The organism is Hymenobacter glacieicola (assembly GCF_014640315.1).
Lineage (GTDB): Bacteria > Bacteroidota > Bacteroidia > Cytophagales > Hymenobacteraceae > Hymenobacter > Hymenobacter glacieicola.
Map to the genome: position 1 here is coordinate 205,842 of NZ_BMGS01000010.1, position 16,407 is coordinate 222,248.

13 protein-coding genes and 1 tRNA gene are annotated in these 16,407 nt (G+C 55.6%); 8 read left to right on the plus strand and 6 right to left on the minus strand.

Translation table 11 applies throughout. From position 1 onward, the window contains the following. Positions 1-134 precede the first annotated feature (134 nt). Positions 135-1,544: an FAD/NAD(P)-binding protein gene (locus IEW18_RS18005; RefSeq protein ID WP_188559262.1), complete on the minus strand. Its 1,410-nt coding sequence runs from the start codon at positions 1,542-1,544 to the stop codon at positions 135-137. Positions 1,545-1,814: 270 nt separating this feature from the next. Further along, positions 1,815-2,780, minus strand: a complete 966-nt coding sequence (rfaD, locus tag IEW18_RS18010; protein ID WP_188559263.1) for an ADP-glyceromanno-heptose 6-epimerase — start codon at positions 2,778-2,780, stop codon at positions 1,815-1,817. Between the two features lie 197 nt (positions 2,781-2,977). Here rfaD and IEW18_RS18015 point away from each other — a divergent pair, with 197 nt between their 5' ends. From IEW18_RS18015 to lpxB, 4 genes are all read left to right on the plus strand, one after another. Then, positions 2,978-3,895, plus strand: coding sequence for an ABC transporter substrate-binding protein (locus tag IEW18_RS18015; protein WP_188559264.1), 918 nt, complete (start codon positions 2,978-2,980; stop codon positions 3,893-3,895). Between the two features lie 18 nt (positions 3,896-3,913). Continuing rightward, complete coding sequence (locus tag IEW18_RS18020; RefSeq protein ID WP_188559265.1) at positions 3,914-4,912, plus strand: FecCD family ABC transporter permease; 999 nt, start codon at positions 3,914-3,916, stop codon at positions 4,910-4,912. A 124-nt stretch (positions 4,913-5,036) separates the two neighbouring features. Then, positions 5,037-5,456, plus strand: coding sequence for a 6-pyruvoyl trahydropterin synthase family protein (locus IEW18_RS18025; protein ID WP_188559286.1), 420 nt, complete (start codon positions 5,037-5,039; stop codon positions 5,454-5,456). Between the two features lie 119 nt (positions 5,457-5,575). Further along, positions 5,576-6,685, plus strand: a complete 1,110-nt coding sequence (gene lpxB, locus IEW18_RS18030; RefSeq protein WP_188559266.1) for a lipid-A-disaccharide synthase — start codon at positions 5,576-5,578, stop codon at positions 6,683-6,685. A 439-nt stretch (positions 6,686-7,124) separates the two neighbouring features. Here the strand turns inward: lpxB and clpX are convergent, their stop codons facing one another. The 4 genes from clpX to IEW18_RS18050 all read right to left on the minus strand — a co-directional run bounded on the left by clpX (position 7,125) and on the right by IEW18_RS18050 (position 10,952). After that, on the minus strand, positions 7,125-8,348 hold the full coding sequence (gene clpX, locus IEW18_RS18035; RefSeq protein ID WP_188559267.1) for an ATP-dependent Clp protease ATP-binding subunit ClpX: 1,224 nt from the start codon (positions 8,346-8,348) through the stop codon (positions 7,125-7,127). Between the two features lie 246 nt (positions 8,349-8,594). Continuing rightward, positions 8,595-9,302, minus strand: a complete 708-nt coding sequence (locus IEW18_RS18040) for a ClpP family protease (protein WP_135531719.1) — start codon at positions 9,300-9,302, stop codon at positions 8,595-8,597. Positions 9,303-9,415: 113 nt separating this feature from the next. Then, entirely contained in the window at positions 9,416-10,744 is a 1,329-nt protein-coding gene (gene tig / locus IEW18_RS18045; protein ID WP_188559268.1) for a trigger factor, read from the minus strand. A 126-nt stretch (positions 10,745-10,870) separates the two neighbouring features. After that, positions 10,871-10,952 (minus strand) — tRNA-Leu (locus IEW18_RS18050). Positions 10,953-11,272: 320 nt separating this feature from the next. Here IEW18_RS18050 and IEW18_RS18055 point away from each other — a divergent pair. From IEW18_RS18055 to IEW18_RS18070, 4 genes are all read left to right on the plus strand, one after another. Further along, complete coding sequence (locus IEW18_RS18055; RefSeq protein WP_188559269.1) at positions 11,273-13,480, plus strand: RelA/SpoT family protein; 2,208 nt, start codon at positions 11,273-11,275, stop codon at positions 13,478-13,480. Positions 13,481-13,643: 163 nt separating this feature from the next. Then, entirely contained in the window at positions 13,644-14,135 is a 492-nt protein-coding gene (locus IEW18_RS18060; RefSeq protein ID WP_188559270.1) for a Fur family transcriptional regulator, read from the plus strand. Next, positions 14,132-14,479, plus strand: a complete 348-nt coding sequence (locus tag IEW18_RS18065) for an STAS domain-containing protein (RefSeq protein WP_188559271.1) — start codon at positions 14,132-14,134, stop codon at positions 14,477-14,479. The genes IEW18_RS18060 and IEW18_RS18065 overlap by 4 nt, the downstream gene beginning before the upstream one ends. Then, a complete protein-coding gene (locus tag IEW18_RS18070; RefSeq protein ID WP_188559272.1) occupies positions 14,479-15,750 on the plus strand; it encodes an adenylosuccinate synthase in 1,272 nt (423 codons plus the stop codon). The genes IEW18_RS18065 and IEW18_RS18070 overlap by 1 nt, the downstream gene beginning before the upstream one ends. Positions 15,751-16,407 lie beyond the last annotated feature (657 nt).

Sequence of the window (16,407 nt, forward strand, 5' to 3'; positions counted from 1 at the left end):
AGGCCATTCCCGCCGGGGAGTGGCCTTTTTTTGTGGTAGAATGTGTACCGAATAAATTGCCAGCCACCACGTAGTAAGTACCGGAATGGGGCGCACGAGCGACACCGAACTACAAAGAGCCAGTATGGTAGCAGCTAGCGTGTCTGAGCATCATCTAGCAGCCGCCGCCCTAGCTCCTGGGCCAGCGCCACTGCTTGCTTGCGCAACTCCGGCACGGCCGTCGACTCAAAGTTGGCAGGGCGGCGGCTGGGGCCGAGCGTGAACAGCACTGCGGAGGCCTGACCCTGGGCTGTGAGTAAGGCGCCGTGTTCATCGGTCTGAATTCCTAAGCGAAGCCCATCTGGCACCAAGTGGCCCTCATTGCGCAGGCCTGCTACCACTGCGTCCTCCACGCGGCTATAGTCAAGCAGCGGGCCAGTGCAGGTAATAACGTGGCGAGCTACCAGTTGGCGGGCGGGCTGCTGGGCTTTCCGCACGGTCACTACCAAATCATCGGCATCGGGTTCAATGGCTTGCACCCGGCCCTGCTCCAGCCGTACCAGCCCAAAGTCCAGCATTTCCTGCACGGCCGCAGCATTTTGGGGCGGGCTGCGGTGGCGTACCACCGACCAGATGCCTGCCACGTGCCGCAGAAACCGGGCCTGCTCTGGCTGGGGCCAGGCCGCCCAGATGCGGCCCAGATCCGGCCGGAGCGAATCGATGACTGCCTGCCAACTAATTCCTTGTTGCTGGGCTAGTTGTACGTGTCGGCGTATGGCCCGGAGCACCTCGGCTACGCGCGTGCGGCCGGCCAGCTCCGCCTCATAAAAGCTCGGGTAGGTAGCCTCCTGCTCGGGGTGGGCGGCGGGCCAGCGGCCGTGCCCCGACACCACCGTTATCTGGCCTCGGTGTCCGTCAGCCCGCAAACCCAACAGCACGTCAATGGCCGTTAGGCCTGTTCCAATCAGCAGCACAGTTTCGTCAAGCCCGATGCTGCGCAGGGTTCCTGGGGTCCAGGGGTTGCCGTGGTAGGTGGGATGGCGCAGGTAGCGAAGGTCGTGGCGGGTAGGGGGCGGGGGCGGAAAGTTGCCCAGGGCCATTACCACGTAGTCGCTATGAATCTCGGTGCCAGTGCTGAGCGCTACCACGGCTGAGCGGCCACCGGGCAGCACCCGGATACTTTTGGCGGCCTGGTTGTGCCACTGGCAGCGAATCCCGTTGCTGGAGGGCCACTCCAGCACCTGACTAATGAGCTGCTGCAGGTAGCGGCCATAGCTTTGGCGGGAGCAGAAGGAAAAGTGGCAGGACTCGGTTTGCGTAACGCGCAGCCAATTCACAAAATGCTCTGGCTGCTCCGGAAAGGCACTCAGATGTTCGCAGCGCACGTTCAGCAAGTACTCCGGCCGGTGAGCCGTGTAGGCCAGCCCCGGGCCCGGCACGGGGCGCGGCTCCACCAAGTGTACGTCACAGGTGAAAAGCTCCTGATTAGACAATCGGGCTAATTGAAGCGCCAGCATGGAGCCGGAAAAGCCGCCGCCTACAATAGTTATGCTTTTTCGTTGCACCGGCCTGCGAGAGTAAGATGAACTAAGGGCTGGAAGTTACTCTGGAAAAAATGATATTAAAATTAATTTTTACTATACAAAAAATCACTCAACAGCTACCTGCCCTGGCGCTCCGTCATTGCTTACCGCCACATGGGTGGTAAGCCGCTTACACTCAAAGAATACGCCATGCCTCTGAAGTAGGGGCATGGCGTAGGGAGGGTTGCTAAAATTCCGTTCAAGAACTCGACCTGCTGGCTTCCGGGTAGAGGTAGCAAACCGAGGCTCCGGCTAATAATACTGGCCCGGAACCAAGTAATTGCGCACGTAATCCGAAATGCCGTCTTCCAAGCGGGTGAAGGGCCGGTCGTAGCCGATGCTGCGCAGCTTGCTCATATCGGCCTGGGTGAAGTACTGGTAAGTGTCGCGGATGTCTTCGGGCGTATCGCGGAAGCGGATGTCGGCGGTGCGGTCCAGGGCCGCGAAGGTGCTCAGGGTAAGGTCGAGGAAGGTACGCGCCTCGCCCGTGCCCAGGTTGTAGATGCCGGAGTTGCGGCGGTTGTGCAGCAGGAAAAAGCACACTTCCACTACGTCCTTCACATACACAAAGTCGCGCTGCTGCTCACCATCGGCGTACTCCGGGTTATGGGAGCGGAACAAGGTCATGGAGCCCGTATCCTGAATCTGGCGGAAGGCGTGCAGAATTACGGAGGCCATGCGGCCCTTGTGGTATTCGTTGGGCCCGTACACGTTAAAAAACTTCAGCCCGGCCCAGAAGAGGGGCTTGGCCGGCTGCTGCACGGCCCAGTTGTCGAAGTCGTTCTTAGACTCGCCGTAGGGGTTGAGTGGCCGTAGCAGGGGTAGCAAAGCATCGTCATCGGAGTAGCCCAGCGTGCCCGAGCCGTAGGTAGCTGCCGAAGAAGCGTACACCAGTGGCAGTTGGTACTGGCAGCACGCCAGCCACATCTGCTTGGAATAATCCAGATTAAGCACGTTGAGCACGTCGCGGTTCTGCTCGGTGGTATCGGTGCGGGCCCCCAAGTGGAAGATGAATTCTACCTGCTGGTGATGGGCGTCCAGCCACTCAAAAAATTCCTCCCGATCTACGTACTCGCGCAGGCGCTTGCCAGTAAGGTTGGCCAGCTTGCGCTCGGAGGTGAAGTTATCGACCACCACGATATCATTGAAATTGGCGGCATTGAGGCGGGTGACAAGACAGCTAGCAATAAAGCCGGCGGCTCCGGTAACAACAATCATAAGGCAGAAGATTTAACTCAAAAGTAGTGAGATGCAACGGAAGCGCCGTAGTGCGGCTGCCAGAAGGACCCGGGGGTAGGCAAACGCACGTAGTTAACACCAAAGCCGCAGGCGGGTTTCACCTACCAAGCGGCGGTTGGATACGACTCCCGCCGCAACGGGGCCGAACCCGCCAAACCTTGCGCTACCTTTGCCTCATGCTCTGCTCGCCTCGTCTAGCCGCTTCGTTGCGGCCATTTCTGCCGCTGCTGCTATTAGTGGCCGCCTGCCAGCCCGATAAAGCCCCCGCCTCGGGAGCCGCCGCTCCTGCTCAGCACCTGCGCGACGACCTGGGCCGCGCTGTGGTACTGCCAGCCCATCCGCGGCGCATTATGGCTCTGGCCGCTTCCATGACGGAAATGCTCTACGCCGTAGCCGACACGGCTACCATTGTTGCTCGCACCCAAGTCTGCGACTACCCCGCGGCGGCCCTGCGCAAACCCGTTATCAACAGCTACCCACTGGACCTGGAGCGGCTGGTGGCCCTCAAGCCCGACGTCGTGTTCACCACCGACGGCATCACCTCCCAGGCTGATGCGCAACGGCTGCAGGAACTGGGCATTCCTGTGTATTACCAGCGTTATACCAGCGTAACAGATGTTTTTCGGGGCCTCAATGACCTGGGCCGCATCCTGGGCCGCCAGCCTCAGGCCCGCCACCTCACCGACTCGCTGCGCACGGAACTGACGCGGCTTGCTCCCGACTCGGCTACCCCTTCGGCCCCCCGAGTACTGGCCGTTACCTGGTCGGACCCTATCTACGTGTACGGTCAGAATACGCTGTTTACCGATAAAATAGCACTAGCAGGCGGCCAGAATGCGGTGCATGAAAAGTTTGCCCAGCCTTACCCGGCCCTCACCCGCGAGTACGTGCTCAAGCTCAACCCCGACATCATCATCGGGGGCACTTTCGGGAAAATGGATAGCACCTTTTTCCGGCTGTATCCCGAGCTAAAACGGATTCGCGCCTACCAGACCCGCCGCATCTACCGCGTCACCGATGACCTGATGTCGCGCCCTACCCCCCGGGTAGTGGAATCAGTACGGGAGTTGAAACAGGTGGTTTCGGGGTCGTAGCCAGTTGCTTTTCTCGCCATGCCCCGTCCCGCCCTGCCTTGGATTCTGGCCTGCCTGCTGCTCACTGTGGGGCTGCTGGCCGTGGGCCTGCGGGTGGGTAGCTACGAAACCGACTACGACCTGATCCGCCGCGCCCTGCTGCACTACGACCCGCGCGACCCGGCCCAGCTGGTGCTGGTGGAGCTGCGGCTGCCGCGGCTGCTGCTGGCCTTGCTCGCCGGGGCCGGACTGGCGGTCAGCGGCTATATTATGCAAGCCATGGTCAACAACTCCCTGGCCGACCCTTACCTGCTGGGCACGGCCTCGGGCGGGGCGCTGGGGGCTAGTCTGGTGTTCACTTTCCTTCCCACGCTTACCGTGGCGGGCGTGTATCTGCCGCCACTGGCCGCGCTGGTTGGTGCGTTGGGTACTACCTTGGTGGTAGTCGTCATCAGCAGCCGGCGGGGGCGTATCATTCCTGCCCAGCTGCTGCTGGCCGGCGTGGCAGTGGGCTCTCTAACTACCTCTCTGGGTGGTCTGCTCACGTTTCTAGCCGCTACGGAAGAGAAGCTGCGCACCATCACGTTCTGGGCCCTGGGCGGCTTCGATAAGGCCAGCTGGGCTATTTTGCCGTATCCGGCGGCGGCGCTGCTGCTGGGGCTGGGGGCGTTAACCTTGCTGCACAATAACTTAAACCTGTTGTTATTGGGCGAAGAACGGGCCACCGCCCTGGGGCTGCCCGTGGCGCGCACCCGCTGGCTGCTGCTACTCATTGCTTCCGGCCTGACGGGGTGCGTGGTGGCGCTGGTAGGTCCCATTGGCTTCGTGGGGCTGGTTATTCCGCATAGTACCCGGTGGCTGCTGGGCACGGTAGGACGGGGGAACTTAGTCGTCTGTGCCCTGCTGGGTGGTAATTTCCTGCTACTCTGCGACCTGCTCGCCCGTCTGCTCTATCCGCCGGCCGGGTTGCCCGTTGGCCTGGTCACGGCCCTGTTCGGCGTACCGTTCTTCGTATATTTGCTGCGAAAACAAAGTTGATTGGTGCCGGCTGATTGTTGACCACCGCTGAAAAAGCTGGTCAGCAAGCGGCCATTTTCGCATTTGTAGCCTTCGCTAACCGCCTCTTTTGCACCAAGCAATTCTTAATAAGCACTACGGAACAATGGTTTACATCAGCCGACAGGAACACTTCAACGCGGCCCACAAGCTCTATAACCCACAGTGGAGCGAGGAGCGCAACCGCGAAGTCTTCGGCCCCTGCGCCAACGCCAACTGGCACGGCCATAATTACGACCTCGTCGTGACCGTCAAAGGCAAGCCCGACCCCGAAACCGGCTTCGTCATCGACCTCAAGCAGCTCAGCACCGTTATCCGCACCCACGTCGTGGACCAGGTCGACCACAAAAACCTGAACCTCGACGTGCCCTTCATGCACGGGCAGCTGGCCAGCACCGAAAATCTGGTTATGGCTTTCTGGAAAATTCTGCAGCCTGAAATTGAGCGAATTTCCCCGGCCCGCCTGCACAGCATCAAACTCTTCGAAACCCCGCGCAACTTCGTGGAATACTTCGGAGAGGAATAATTAATTAATAATTAAGAATTAGTAATTAAGAATTGCTGCTTGGGTGTTCACTACCTCGGTCGTTATATTCTGACTGATACCAATTCTTAATTACTAATGATCAATTATTAATTGACAACATGAAATACTACCTGATAGCAGGCGAGCGGTCCGGCGACTTTCACGCCGCCAACCTCATGCGCGAGTTGCGCCAGCAGGACCCTGCCGCCGAGTTCCGCTGCTGGGGCGGCGACATGATGCAGGCGGCCGGCGGCGAATTGGTGCACCACTACCAGGAAATGGCCATCATGGGCTTCTGGGAAGCGGCCACCAGCATCCTCAAGTTTCGGGGCTACCTGAAGGAGTGCCAGCAGGACTTGCTGGCCTACAAGCCCGACGTAGTAATCCTGGTCGATTACGCCGGCTTCAATATGCGCATCGCCAAGTTCGCCAAGGCCAATGGCCTAAAGGTGTTCTATTACATTTCGCCTAAGATCTGGGCCTGGAACCAGGGTCGCGTGCATAAGGTCAAAGCGCTGGTCGATAAGATGTTCGTTATTCTACCCTTCGAGGAGGCATTCTACCAGCGCTTCGACTACAAGGTAGACTACATTGGCAACCCCACCGCCGACGCCGTAGCCGAGCACCGCAAGTCCGAAGATTTCTACAAGCGGAACAACCTCGACCCCCTGCGACCCATTATTGCGGTGCTACCCGGCTCACGCAAGCAGGAAATCGAGGAAATGCTCTACGAAATGGTGGCCATTTTGCCGCCCTTTCTCGACTACCAGTTCATCGTGGCCGGCGTCGATAACCTCGACCGGAATTACTACGCCCACTTCGAGCGCAACAACGTCCGCATCCTCTTCGACCAAACCTACGACCTGCTCGCCCACGCCACCGCGGCCTTAGTTACCAGCGGCACCGCTACCCTCGAAACGGCTCTCTTCGATGTGCCGCAGGTGGTCTGCTACCGTACCAGCGCCGTATCATACACCATCAGCAAGGCCGTTATCAAAGTGCCGTATATCTCCCTGGTCAACCTGATTGCCGGCAAGGAGGTAGTAAAAGAGCTGATTCAAAGTGACTTCAACGCCCGCAACCTTGTCACGGAGCTCAAGAAAATCACCGCCGACGAAGACTTCATTGCCCAGCAAAAAGCCGGCTACGCCGAAATCCGCGAAAAGCTAGGCCAACAGAAATCCGCCGAAAAAGCTGCTAAGCTGATGGTGGGGTATTTGAAAGGATGAGTATCGTAGGTTACTTCAAAAGAGTAGATAAGCTTCTATCTTATTTTTTCGTTACCCTGCTGGCTGTTGGAGTAATAGTAGGATTCATCAGGATGTATTTAACCACTCCTACATTTTTATTTAATATTAAGGATAGACTGTGTAGAGACGCAACGTTGATGTCACCTATAGGAGAGATAAAGAAAAAGGAGATAAAATTTTCTGATGGGAAACTTACTTTGGGTGCTTCAGCAACCTTTTTCGTTAAAATAACGGGAAAATGTGATAGTAACTATGTTCGAGTTAATGGTACATATAGCCAAACGAGCAGTGGAATTAGTTATACCATTCTCGACACAGTAACCTCGAATCAGTGTCTTTGATCAATTCGTTGAAAAAGCAAAAGGAGAAAGCCGTTAGCTTTCTCCTTTTGCTTTTCTATCCTTAAGAAGGAGGCAGCTTACGCAGCTCGCAGCTGTTTCAGTGCGGTCTGCTCAAACTTACTCCGGGCGTATTCTTCGTCAATTACCAGCTCCTTTACGCCTTCCTCCGAAGGCATATCGAACATAGCGTCCGTCATGATGGCTTCGCAGATGCTGCGCAGGCCGCGGGCGCCGAGGCGATACTCGTCGGCTTTCACCACAATGTACTCCAGGGCCCCTTCCGAGAAGCTGAGCTGAATGCTCTCCATATCGAAGAGGCGCTGGTACTGCTTCACGATGGAGTTTTTGGGCTCCGTCAGGATTTTGCGCAGGGTGGCGTGGTCTAGCGGGTTCAGGTGGGTCAGGACGGGTAGGCGGCCGATGAGTTCGGGGATAAGACCGAACGCTTTCAGGTCCTGGGCCGTCACGTAGCGCAGGAAATTCTGCGTGTCTATCTTCTCCTCCAGCTGCGTCTTGGCAAAGCCAATGGGCTTGGTGTTAAGGCGGTTTTTAATGATGCGCTCAATGCCCACGAAAGCCCCGCCGCAGATGAAGAGGATGTTTTCGGTGTTTACCGTAATCATCTTCTGCTCGGGGTGCTTGCGGCCGCCGTGCGGGGGCACGTTTACGGTTGTGCCTTCCAGCAGCTTCAGCATAGCCTGTTGCACACCTTCGCCGCTCACGTCGCGGGTAATGCTGGGGTTGTCGCTCTTGCGGGCAATCTTGTCAATCTCGTCGATGTAGACGATGCCGCGCTCGGCTGCTTCCACGTTGTAGTCGGCGGCTTGCAGCAGGCGGGTCAGGATGCTTTCCACGTCCTCGCCTACGTAGCCGGCCTCCGTCAGTACGGTAGCGTCGGCAATACAGAAGGGAACCTGCAGAATGTTGGCCAGCATCTTGGTCAGGAAGGTTTTGCCCGTTCCCGTCTCGCCTACCATGATGATGTTCGATTTCTCGATCAGCACGTCATCCTTCTGGGGTTTCTGCATCAGGCGCTTGTAGTGGTTGTACACCGCCACCGACATCACCTTCTTCGCCTCGTCCTGACCTACTACGTACTGGTCGAGGTACTCCTTCATCTCGCGGGGCTTCACGAGGTTAAACTTCGGGGTTTTAGAGTTGGCCCGAATCTTATTCTCCTCGTTCAGGATTTGCTGGGCCTGACCTACGCATCGCTCGCAAATGTGCGCGTTGATGCCGGAAATCATGACCGAGACGTCTTTTTTGCTCTTGCCGCAGAAGGAGCACGTGATATCTGCCATTGTCAGGGAAACTCTCAGGATAGGGGAGGATAGGTAACTTTCGCTAACCTAGCTCAAAGGTACGAAAAGGCCAACGCCCCGCGGCGTTAAAAAAGTGCCGTTGGGCTTCGCCTCTATTAAAAAGAAGAAGCCCGCCGGAGCGGGCTTCTTCTTAATGTTATTCTGAACGGAGAAAGGAATCTGGGTGATACTCAAGGCCTGATAACCCAAGTTTCCTGCCTCATTCACAGAAGCAAACCTAAATGGTTAGGCCTTCTTTTTTTCCAGCACCTCGTCAATCAGGCCGTATTCTTTGGCCTCGTCGGCCCGCATCCAGTAGTCGCGGTCCGAGTTGTCGTGAATTTCCTGGTAGGTTTTGCCCGTGTGCTCGGCCAGAATGTCGTACAGCTCTTTCTTGAGCTTCAGAATTTCGCGGGCCGTGATTTCGATGTCCGACGACTGGCCTTGCGCGCCACCGGAAGGCTGGTGAATCATGACGCGGGCGTGGGGCAGGGCCGAACGCTTGTCCTTGGCACCACCGGCGAGCAGCACCGCACCCATGGAAGCCGCCAGGCCGGTGCAAATAGTTGCCACGTCGGGATTCACATACTGCATCGTGTCGTAGATACCCAGACCGGCGTAAACCGAGCCGCCGGGCGAGTTGATGTAAAGCAGGATGTCTTTCTTGGCATCTACCGACTCCAGGAACAGCATCTGCGCCGTCAGGATGTTGGCAATGTAGTCGTCCACGGCCGTGCCCAAGAACACAATCCGGTCCATGATTAGGCGCGAAAACACGTCAATCTCGGCAAAGCGCGTGGGGCGCTCCTCAATTACCGAGCGGGTCATGCCCGTAGGCATAATCAGACCATTGCGGGTCTGGCCCTCTACGTGCTGGATGTATTGGTCAACGCCCAGACCGCTTAGGCCCTGGCCTTTCACGGCAAACTTGCGGAACTCTTCTTTATTCAGCATGTCAGAAAATTAGGAGAAGTAGTAAGGTGGCAATTGAAACCGCAAGGGCAACAAAAAAGCCCATACGACAAGTAAGGGCTTTTTTGTTGGTCTAAAACCAAAAATGTTAGCGCTTAGCCAGCATTTTGATTGCGGAAGTCCTCAGCCGTAATCGGGTTGTCATTAACAACAACTTTGCCGCGCAGGTTTTCCAGCACTTTCTCTGCCAGAATGGCTTCGTACTCGCTTACGTAGTTCTTACCGTTCTCCTGACGGAGGAAATTGTCAGCAAAGCCGCGCACCGACTCTTCCAGCTCCGGGGTCATTTCCATGTTGAACTGGCCCAGAATCTTCTGCATCGTGCGGTCCACGATTTCTTCGTTCGAAACTTTCAGCTCCTGCGCCTCTACCACCTTGTTGCGGATCAGGGACCATTTCAGCTCCTTCTCATAATCTTCGTAGTGCTCCTCAATCTGCTCGGGCGTCAGCTTGCCTTCGTTGGCGCGCAGCAACCACTTCTTGAAGAACTCCTTGGGGATTTCGATGGTAGTGCTTTCCAGCATCTTGTCGATGATCTGGCGGTTCACCAAGTTGTCTGACTCCCGGTCATAGTTTTCCTGCACCGTCGAGCGAACTTTCTCATCGAAGTCTTCCTTCGACGTGACGATATCCTTGCCGAACACCTTGTCGAACAGCTCCTGGTTGAACTCAGCCGGAACGGAACGCTGCACTTTGCCCACCGTCAGGGTGTACTCGCCTTCTACGCCTTCGGCTTCCTCCTTGCTCAGGCCCGAGAAGTTGGAAATAGCTGAAACGTCGCCGTCAAAAGCATTTTTGAGGTCGAACGTAACCACGTCATCCGCCTTCACGCCTACAAACTTGTCAGCGTCATTCTTCAGCTTGTTGGTCGGCAGCAGCACGACGCGGCCTTCGCCTTCTTCGCCCGCCTTTTTCAGCTTGCCCGAGATGTAGTCGCCAGCTTCGGCGGTTTCCGGCTCAGAGGTTTCTCCGAACTGGCGCTCCAGCTGCTCGTAGGTTTCCTTCAGCGTGTTTTCGTCGAGGTCAACCTTATGGCGGTCAACGGTAACCGACTGATCGGCGGGGAGTTCAAACTCGGGCAGCAGGCCCAGCTCAAACTGGAAAGAGTAGTCCTTCTGGTTGTCGAAGTCCACGTCGGTTGGAACCGGTAGGGGCTCACCCAGGATTTTCAGGTTGTTTTCCTTGATGTACTCATCCACGGACTTGCTGAGCAGGCCGTTAATTTCTTCCACCAGAATGCCTTTGCCGTACATTTTGCGCACCAGCGTTACCGGCACCTTGCCCGGGCGGAACCCTTTGATCTGCGCCTTTTTGCTGTATTCTTTCAGCTTCGACTCCACGGCAGGAGCGTAATCAGCCTCCGTGAGGGTTACTGTCAGGATGGCATTCAGCTGGTCGTCTTTCTTGTCGAGGGTAATGTCCAAAACGAGTGGTCGGTTAAGGGTACTACTAGTGGTGTCAAAGGCGGGGAAACTCCCGGGTAAAAAGAAACCCCCAACGGGTGGGTTGAGGGTTTAGAAGCGGTTTTTAGAATCAAAAACCAAAATAAGTGCGGATGGAGGGACTCGAACCCACACGCCTTGCGGCACCAGATCCTAAGTCTGGCACGTCTACCAATTTCGCCACATCCGCGTCTCAAGGCCAACTGCCTCGGGGGCGCAAAACTACAAAAGCCAACTGTAAAAACAAGAGCGGAAAGCAAAATATACCGCTGGGCTAGTAAATCAGTGAACGGCAGCAAACCCCGTTTCGGATGGCTCAAGCATTAATCCATCGAAAACGCGTCGGATAGATTCCCTGTTTATTTATTCTGCACCAACTCCCCGCCGGCTGCGTTCTACTAGAGCTTTCGTGTAGAAAGAGGCAAACCGGTAAGTGAGAAGTTAAGCTTGCCGCACAAGCAGTACCTTAGCAGTCTATAATTCCGGCACCCTGGGTGTCGCCCGCGTACCATGTCCACTGTCATCGACCCCGAAGTAGAGCGCCAGGAAATTCTGCGCCACTACCGCCGCCTTCTGCGCACCGCTAAGCCTTATTTAAATGAGGGCGATGCCAAGCTGATTAAAAAGGCGTTCAACACTTCTTTGGAAGCCCACAAGGAGATGCGCCGCAAATCCGGTGAGCCCTACATCCTGCACCCGCTGGCCGTAGCCCAAATTGTGGTGGAAGAAATCGGCCTGGGCACCACCAGCATCATTGCGGCCCTGCTCCACGATGTGGTAGAAGATACGCCCTGGGAGGTAGCCGACGTAGAGCGGGAGTTTGGCCCGAAGGTGGCGCGCATCGTGGACGGGCTGACCAAGATTTCCGGCGTGTTCGAATACGGCACTTCGGAGCAGGCCGAGAACTTCCGTAAGATGCTGCTGACGCTCTCCGATGATGTGCGCGTCATCCTGATCAAGCTAGCCGACCGCCTGCACAACATGCGGACCCTGGACTCAATGCCCCGGCACAAGCAGCTCAAAATTGCCTCCGAAACCATTTACCTCTACGCTCCGCTGGCCCACCGCCTGGGGCTGTACGCCATTAAAACGGAGCTGGAGGATCTGTACCTGAAGTACACCGACACCGAAATTTACACGGAGCTGGTCAATAGGGTGCGCCAAAGCCGCGCCGCCCGCAACCGCTTTATCAAGGAGTTCGTCCAGCCCATCGACGAAGAGCTGAAAGCTCAGGGTTTCGACTACGAAGTGAAGGGTAGGCCCAAGAGCATTTATTCCATCCTGCGCAAGATGCGCAAGCAGAACATCACCTTCGACGAGGTGTATGACCTGTTTGCCATCCGGGTAATCCTGGACGTGCCGCCAGACCAGGAAAAAGCGGCTTGCTGGCAGGTGTATTCCATCGTGACGGACTTTTACCAGCCCAACCCCGACCGCCTGCGCGACTGGGTGAGCACGCCCAAAGCCAACGGCTACGAGTCATTGCACACTACGGTAATGTCGCGGACCGGGCAGTGGGTAGAGGTTCAGATCCGTAGCCGCCGCATGGACGACATTGCCGAGAAAGGCTACGCGGCGCACTGGAAGTACAAGGATACGGGCGTGCCCCAGCCGGAGTCTACCCTGGAGTCGTGGATAAATAAGGTGCGCGAGATGCTCGAAACCAATAACTCCAGCGCCCTGGAGTTCATGGACGAGTTCCGCCAAAACCTCTTCGTAAAGGAAGTGTATGCCTTTACGCCCAAGGGTAAGCTGGTCATTCTGCCCGATAAGGCCACGGCCCTGGATTTTGCGTTCGAAATTCACTCCCACATTGGCTTGCAGTGCCTCGGGGCCAAGGTCAATCAGAAGCTACAGCCGCTCAGCTACCAGTTGCGCAACGGCGACCAGGTAGAAATTCTGACCTCCCACAAGCAGAAGCCCACGGAGGAGTGGCTGCAGTACGTGACTACCTCTAAAGCCCGGACGCGCATCAAGGACTGGCTCCGGGACGACCGACGTAATAAATCGGAAGATGGCCGCTTCATCGTGGAAAAGCGTCTGGAACTGCTCGGGGTTGAGTATTCGCAGGACAACCTGAACCGGCTGCTGGCCCATTTCAACACCAGCAACGCTCAGGAGTTTTTCTACCGGATTGCTATTGGGCAGATAGACGGCCGCGAGATTCAGAAAAACCTGTTCGACTCGCCCCTTGAAACGCCCCGCCTACCCTCCATGCTGGAGCCCAAGGCCTTCGACCATGAGGTACAGAAAGTGCGGGGAGTTAATGCCAATATGCTGGTCATTGGAGAGCAAACCGATAAGTTCGATTACACCATTGCGCCTTGTTGCAACCCCATTCCTGGTGATGATGTGTTCGGCTTTGAAACGGAGCAGGGCATTGTAATTCACCGCACTTCATGCCCCAAAGCAGTGCAAATGATGTCCAACTATGGCAACCGCATCGTGCGGGCTAAATGGACGGAGCAGTTGGAACTGGCTTTCCTGGCCGGCATTCGGATCAAAGGCTCCGACCGGGTTGGCCTGGTCAACGACGTTACCCGCATCATTAGCAACAGCCTGAAAGTAAACATGCGCTCCATCACAATTGACTCTAATGATGGCATGTTTGAAGGGCAGATCATGGTGTTCGTCAATGATACCGACCACCTGACCAAGCTAATCCAGCGCCTCTCCAAAGTGAATGGGGTCCTGCTGGTCGAGCGCTTTGACTCCTAAACTAGTTCTAAAAAGTTTTCTAAAAGTAGGGAAGTATAAAACGGTATAAAGTGGCGTTGCAGGAGCTTCATTCCGTCGTTTTTTGGTCAGTTGCAAGTGTTACAGCCAAGCCAAACTTCTTTTGATTTCACCGGTTTTCACTCCTTATATATAAGGCCTCAAAATGTCTGTCACAGAGAAGCACTTGGACAAGGAAAAATACGAGGAGGTGAAAAAGATTTTCACCGCTTACCTTGAAAATAAAGGACTGCGCAAAACATCGGAGCGCTACGCCATTCTGGAGGAAATCTATTCCCGCACGGGACACTTTGATGTGGAAGAACTGTACGCGGGCATGAAGGAGCAAGGCCTGCAGGTTAGTCGCGCTACGGTATATAACACCCTTGATCTGTTGGTAGAGCACGGCCTAGTCAGCAAGCACCAATTCGGCCGTAACCTGGCGCAGTACGAGAAAAGCTACGGCTACCGCCAGCACGACCATGTGATTTGCACGGAGTGTCATAAAGTGGTGGAATTCTGTGATCCGCGTATTCATGGCATCCAGACGATGGTAGGGGAGTTGCTCAACTTCCATATCTTGCACCACTCTTTGAATCTTTATGGCGTGTGCGGCGACTGCCGCGCTAAAGCCGCCGCCCGCTCTCTAGCCGAATGAAAACTGAAACCGCCGTCCGGGACGGCATCCTCTTCGTGCGCCTAACCGGCGACCTAATCGGTAGCCCCGACACCCAGCAACTCCTGCAAAGCGTTGATCAGCACCTTGGCGATGAACTGCGTCACTGCACCGTTGATTTGTCGGGTATCCGTTACATCAATAGCACCGGAATTGGGGTGTTGGTCTCGCTACTAACCAAATTCCGCAGCCGGGGCGGGGAGATGGTGTTGATAAACCCAGCCGACCACCCACGTAAAATGCTCGCGCTAACCAAATTGAACGCCATTTTTTCCATTGCGGATGACGAGCAGTCGGCCGCCCAACAACTGAAAGTCGTAAGCTAATGCCCGTTGATGTACTAGTAGGATTGCAGTGGGGTGACGAGGGCAAAGGCAAGATTGTCGATGTACTCGCCCCTACTTACGACGTAGTAGCCCGCTTCCAAGGCGGCCCAAACGCCGGTCACACCCTTACTTTTGACGGGGTTAAGCACGTACTTCATCAGGTCCCATCGGGCATCTTCCATCCCCATATTATTAATGTAGTGGGTAATGGTGTTGTGCTGGACCCTGTTGTCTTCCGCCAAGAGCTCCAGAAGCTCACAGATCGGGGGGTAAACTGGGGACAAAACCTCTATGTGTCCCGCAAAGCCCAGCTGATCTTGCCGTCCCACCGAGCCCTTGACCGCATCAACGAGGAGGCACGCGGGGGTAGCAAAATCGGTTCTACTCTCAAAGGCATTGGGCCTACTTACCAGGATAAAATCGGCCGCACCGGCCTGCGTGTGGGAGATATCCTGCTACCCGATTTTCAGGAACGCTACCAAGATGCTGTTGCGCGCCACGCCACCCTAGCTGAATTCCACGGCCGCGGCCTCGAAATTGAAGAATTCGAGGCCGATTTCTTTTCCGCCGTTGAGTTCCTGCGCACTCTGCAACTAGCCGACACAGAGTACCTATTGAATGACCTGTTAAAGCAGGGTAAAAGTATCTTGGCGGAAGGAGCCCAGGGCTCCATGCTGGACATTGACTTTGGTACTTATCCCTTCGTTACCTCTTCCAGCACCATTGTAGCAGGTGCTTGCACAGGCCTGGGCATTGCGCCGCGCCATATCAATAAGGTATACGGAATCAGCAAAGCATATTGCACGCGTGTAGGTAGCGGCCCCTTTCCAACCGAACTTCACGATGAGGTAGGGGAGCAGATTCGGGCAGCAGGTAGAGAGTTTGGGGCCACTACCGGGCGTCCCCGCCGCTGCGGCTGGATTGATTTACCCGCTCTACGGTACAGCATCATGCTTAACGGTGTAACTGAAATTCACCTGATGAAAGCCGATGTACTAGACGAATTCGATGAAATTCAAGTCTGCACTCACTACCGCTTGCCCAATGGCAAAGAGACGGATCAGCTTCCAGATCATGGAGACCTGCAGAATCTGACCCCCGTTTATACTAAAGTGGCCGGGTGGCGTACGGAGCTGCAAACCATCACCGACCCCCACGCACTACCTCAGCCGCTCAAGGAATATGTTAGCTTTCTTGAGCAACAGTTGGAAGTACCAGTAAGCATTGTCAGCGTAGGACCTGACCGTATCAGTACCTTGCACCTAAAGTAGAGGGATTCTGGATTATTCATGTGTATATCAGAAACCGTCCAAATGGGCGGTTTTCTGCATTATAAGAGATACTTCACAACTACAGAATGATGCCTCTGAAAAAAAATATACAGGGGCTGTGAACTTAAACAAGCCCGTAAAGAGTTTACCACCAGCCAGCTGTCCAAGAACCAGTAAGGCCGAAAAGCAAACAGATAGAAAAAAGTGAGGCTAGGTTTGGAGATTCTACTTCCATGCTGCACTTTTGCACTCCCAAACCGAAACGCGGTGGGGCCAAGCAGAGCACGCGGTGCGACTTACGCTGGGTACTCGGTTGCCACTTGCTCTAGTGCGGAGAGACTCCCGAAAAAAAAGTTTTACACGGGGCTTGCACAGTTGCCACACGGAGTGCTACCTTTGCACCCCGATTCAGCCGGAAGCGGACAGGAAGAGGCGAAAAAACTTTCGTTGCTTCCTTGTAAAAGACAACTTGCAAGTAGTACCTTTGCAGCCCGCTTCTAGCCGAGAAACGGGCTAAGGAGAACAAGGGAGAGGAAAACGCGAAAAAAAGTTTTCTGTCCTGGAACTTGGAAAGTGCAACACCAGTTCCTATCTTTGCAGCCCGCTTCAATCGGAAGCTGATCAGCAACAAAAGAAAGCGGCTCGCTTGAAAAAAAG

Coding starts and splice junctions, on each gene's coding strand:
- rfaD (WP_188559263.1), bottom strand. CDS start 2,780: ATGATTGTTGTTACCGGAGCCGCCGGCTTTATTGCTAGCTGTCTTGTC.
- IEW18_RS18015 (WP_188559264.1), top strand. CDS start 2,978: ATGCTCTGCTCGCCTCGTCTAGCCGCTTCGTTGCGGCCATTTCTGCCG.
- IEW18_RS18020 (WP_188559265.1), top strand. CDS start 3,914: ATGCCCCGTCCCGCCCTGCCTTGGATTCTGGCCTGCCTGCTGCTCACT.
- IEW18_RS18025 (WP_188559286.1), top strand. CDS start 5,037: ATGGTTTACATCAGCCGACAGGAACACTTCAACGCGGCCCACAAGCTC.
- lpxB (WP_188559266.1), top strand. CDS start 5,576: ATGAAATACTACCTGATAGCAGGCGAGCGGTCCGGCGACTTTCACGCC.
- clpX (WP_188559267.1), bottom strand. CDS start 8,348: ATGGCAGATATCACGTGCTCCTTCTGCGGCAAGAGCAAAAAAGACGTC.
- IEW18_RS18040 (WP_135531719.1), bottom strand. CDS start 9,302: ATGCTGAATAAAGAAGAGTTCCGCAAGTTTGCCGTGAAAGGCCAGGGC.
- IEW18_RS18055 (WP_188559269.1), top strand. CDS start 11,273: ATGTCCACTGTCATCGACCCCGAAGTAGAGCGCCAGGAAATTCTGCGC.
- IEW18_RS18060 (WP_188559270.1), top strand. CDS start 13,644: ATGTCTGTCACAGAGAAGCACTTGGACAAGGAAAAATACGAGGAGGTG.
- IEW18_RS18065 (WP_188559271.1), top strand. CDS start 14,132: ATGAAAACTGAAACCGCCGTCCGGGACGGCATCCTCTTCGTGCGCCTA.
- IEW18_RS18070 (WP_188559272.1), top strand. CDS start 14,479: ATGCCCGTTGATGTACTAGTAGGATTGCAGTGGGGTGACGAGGGCAAA.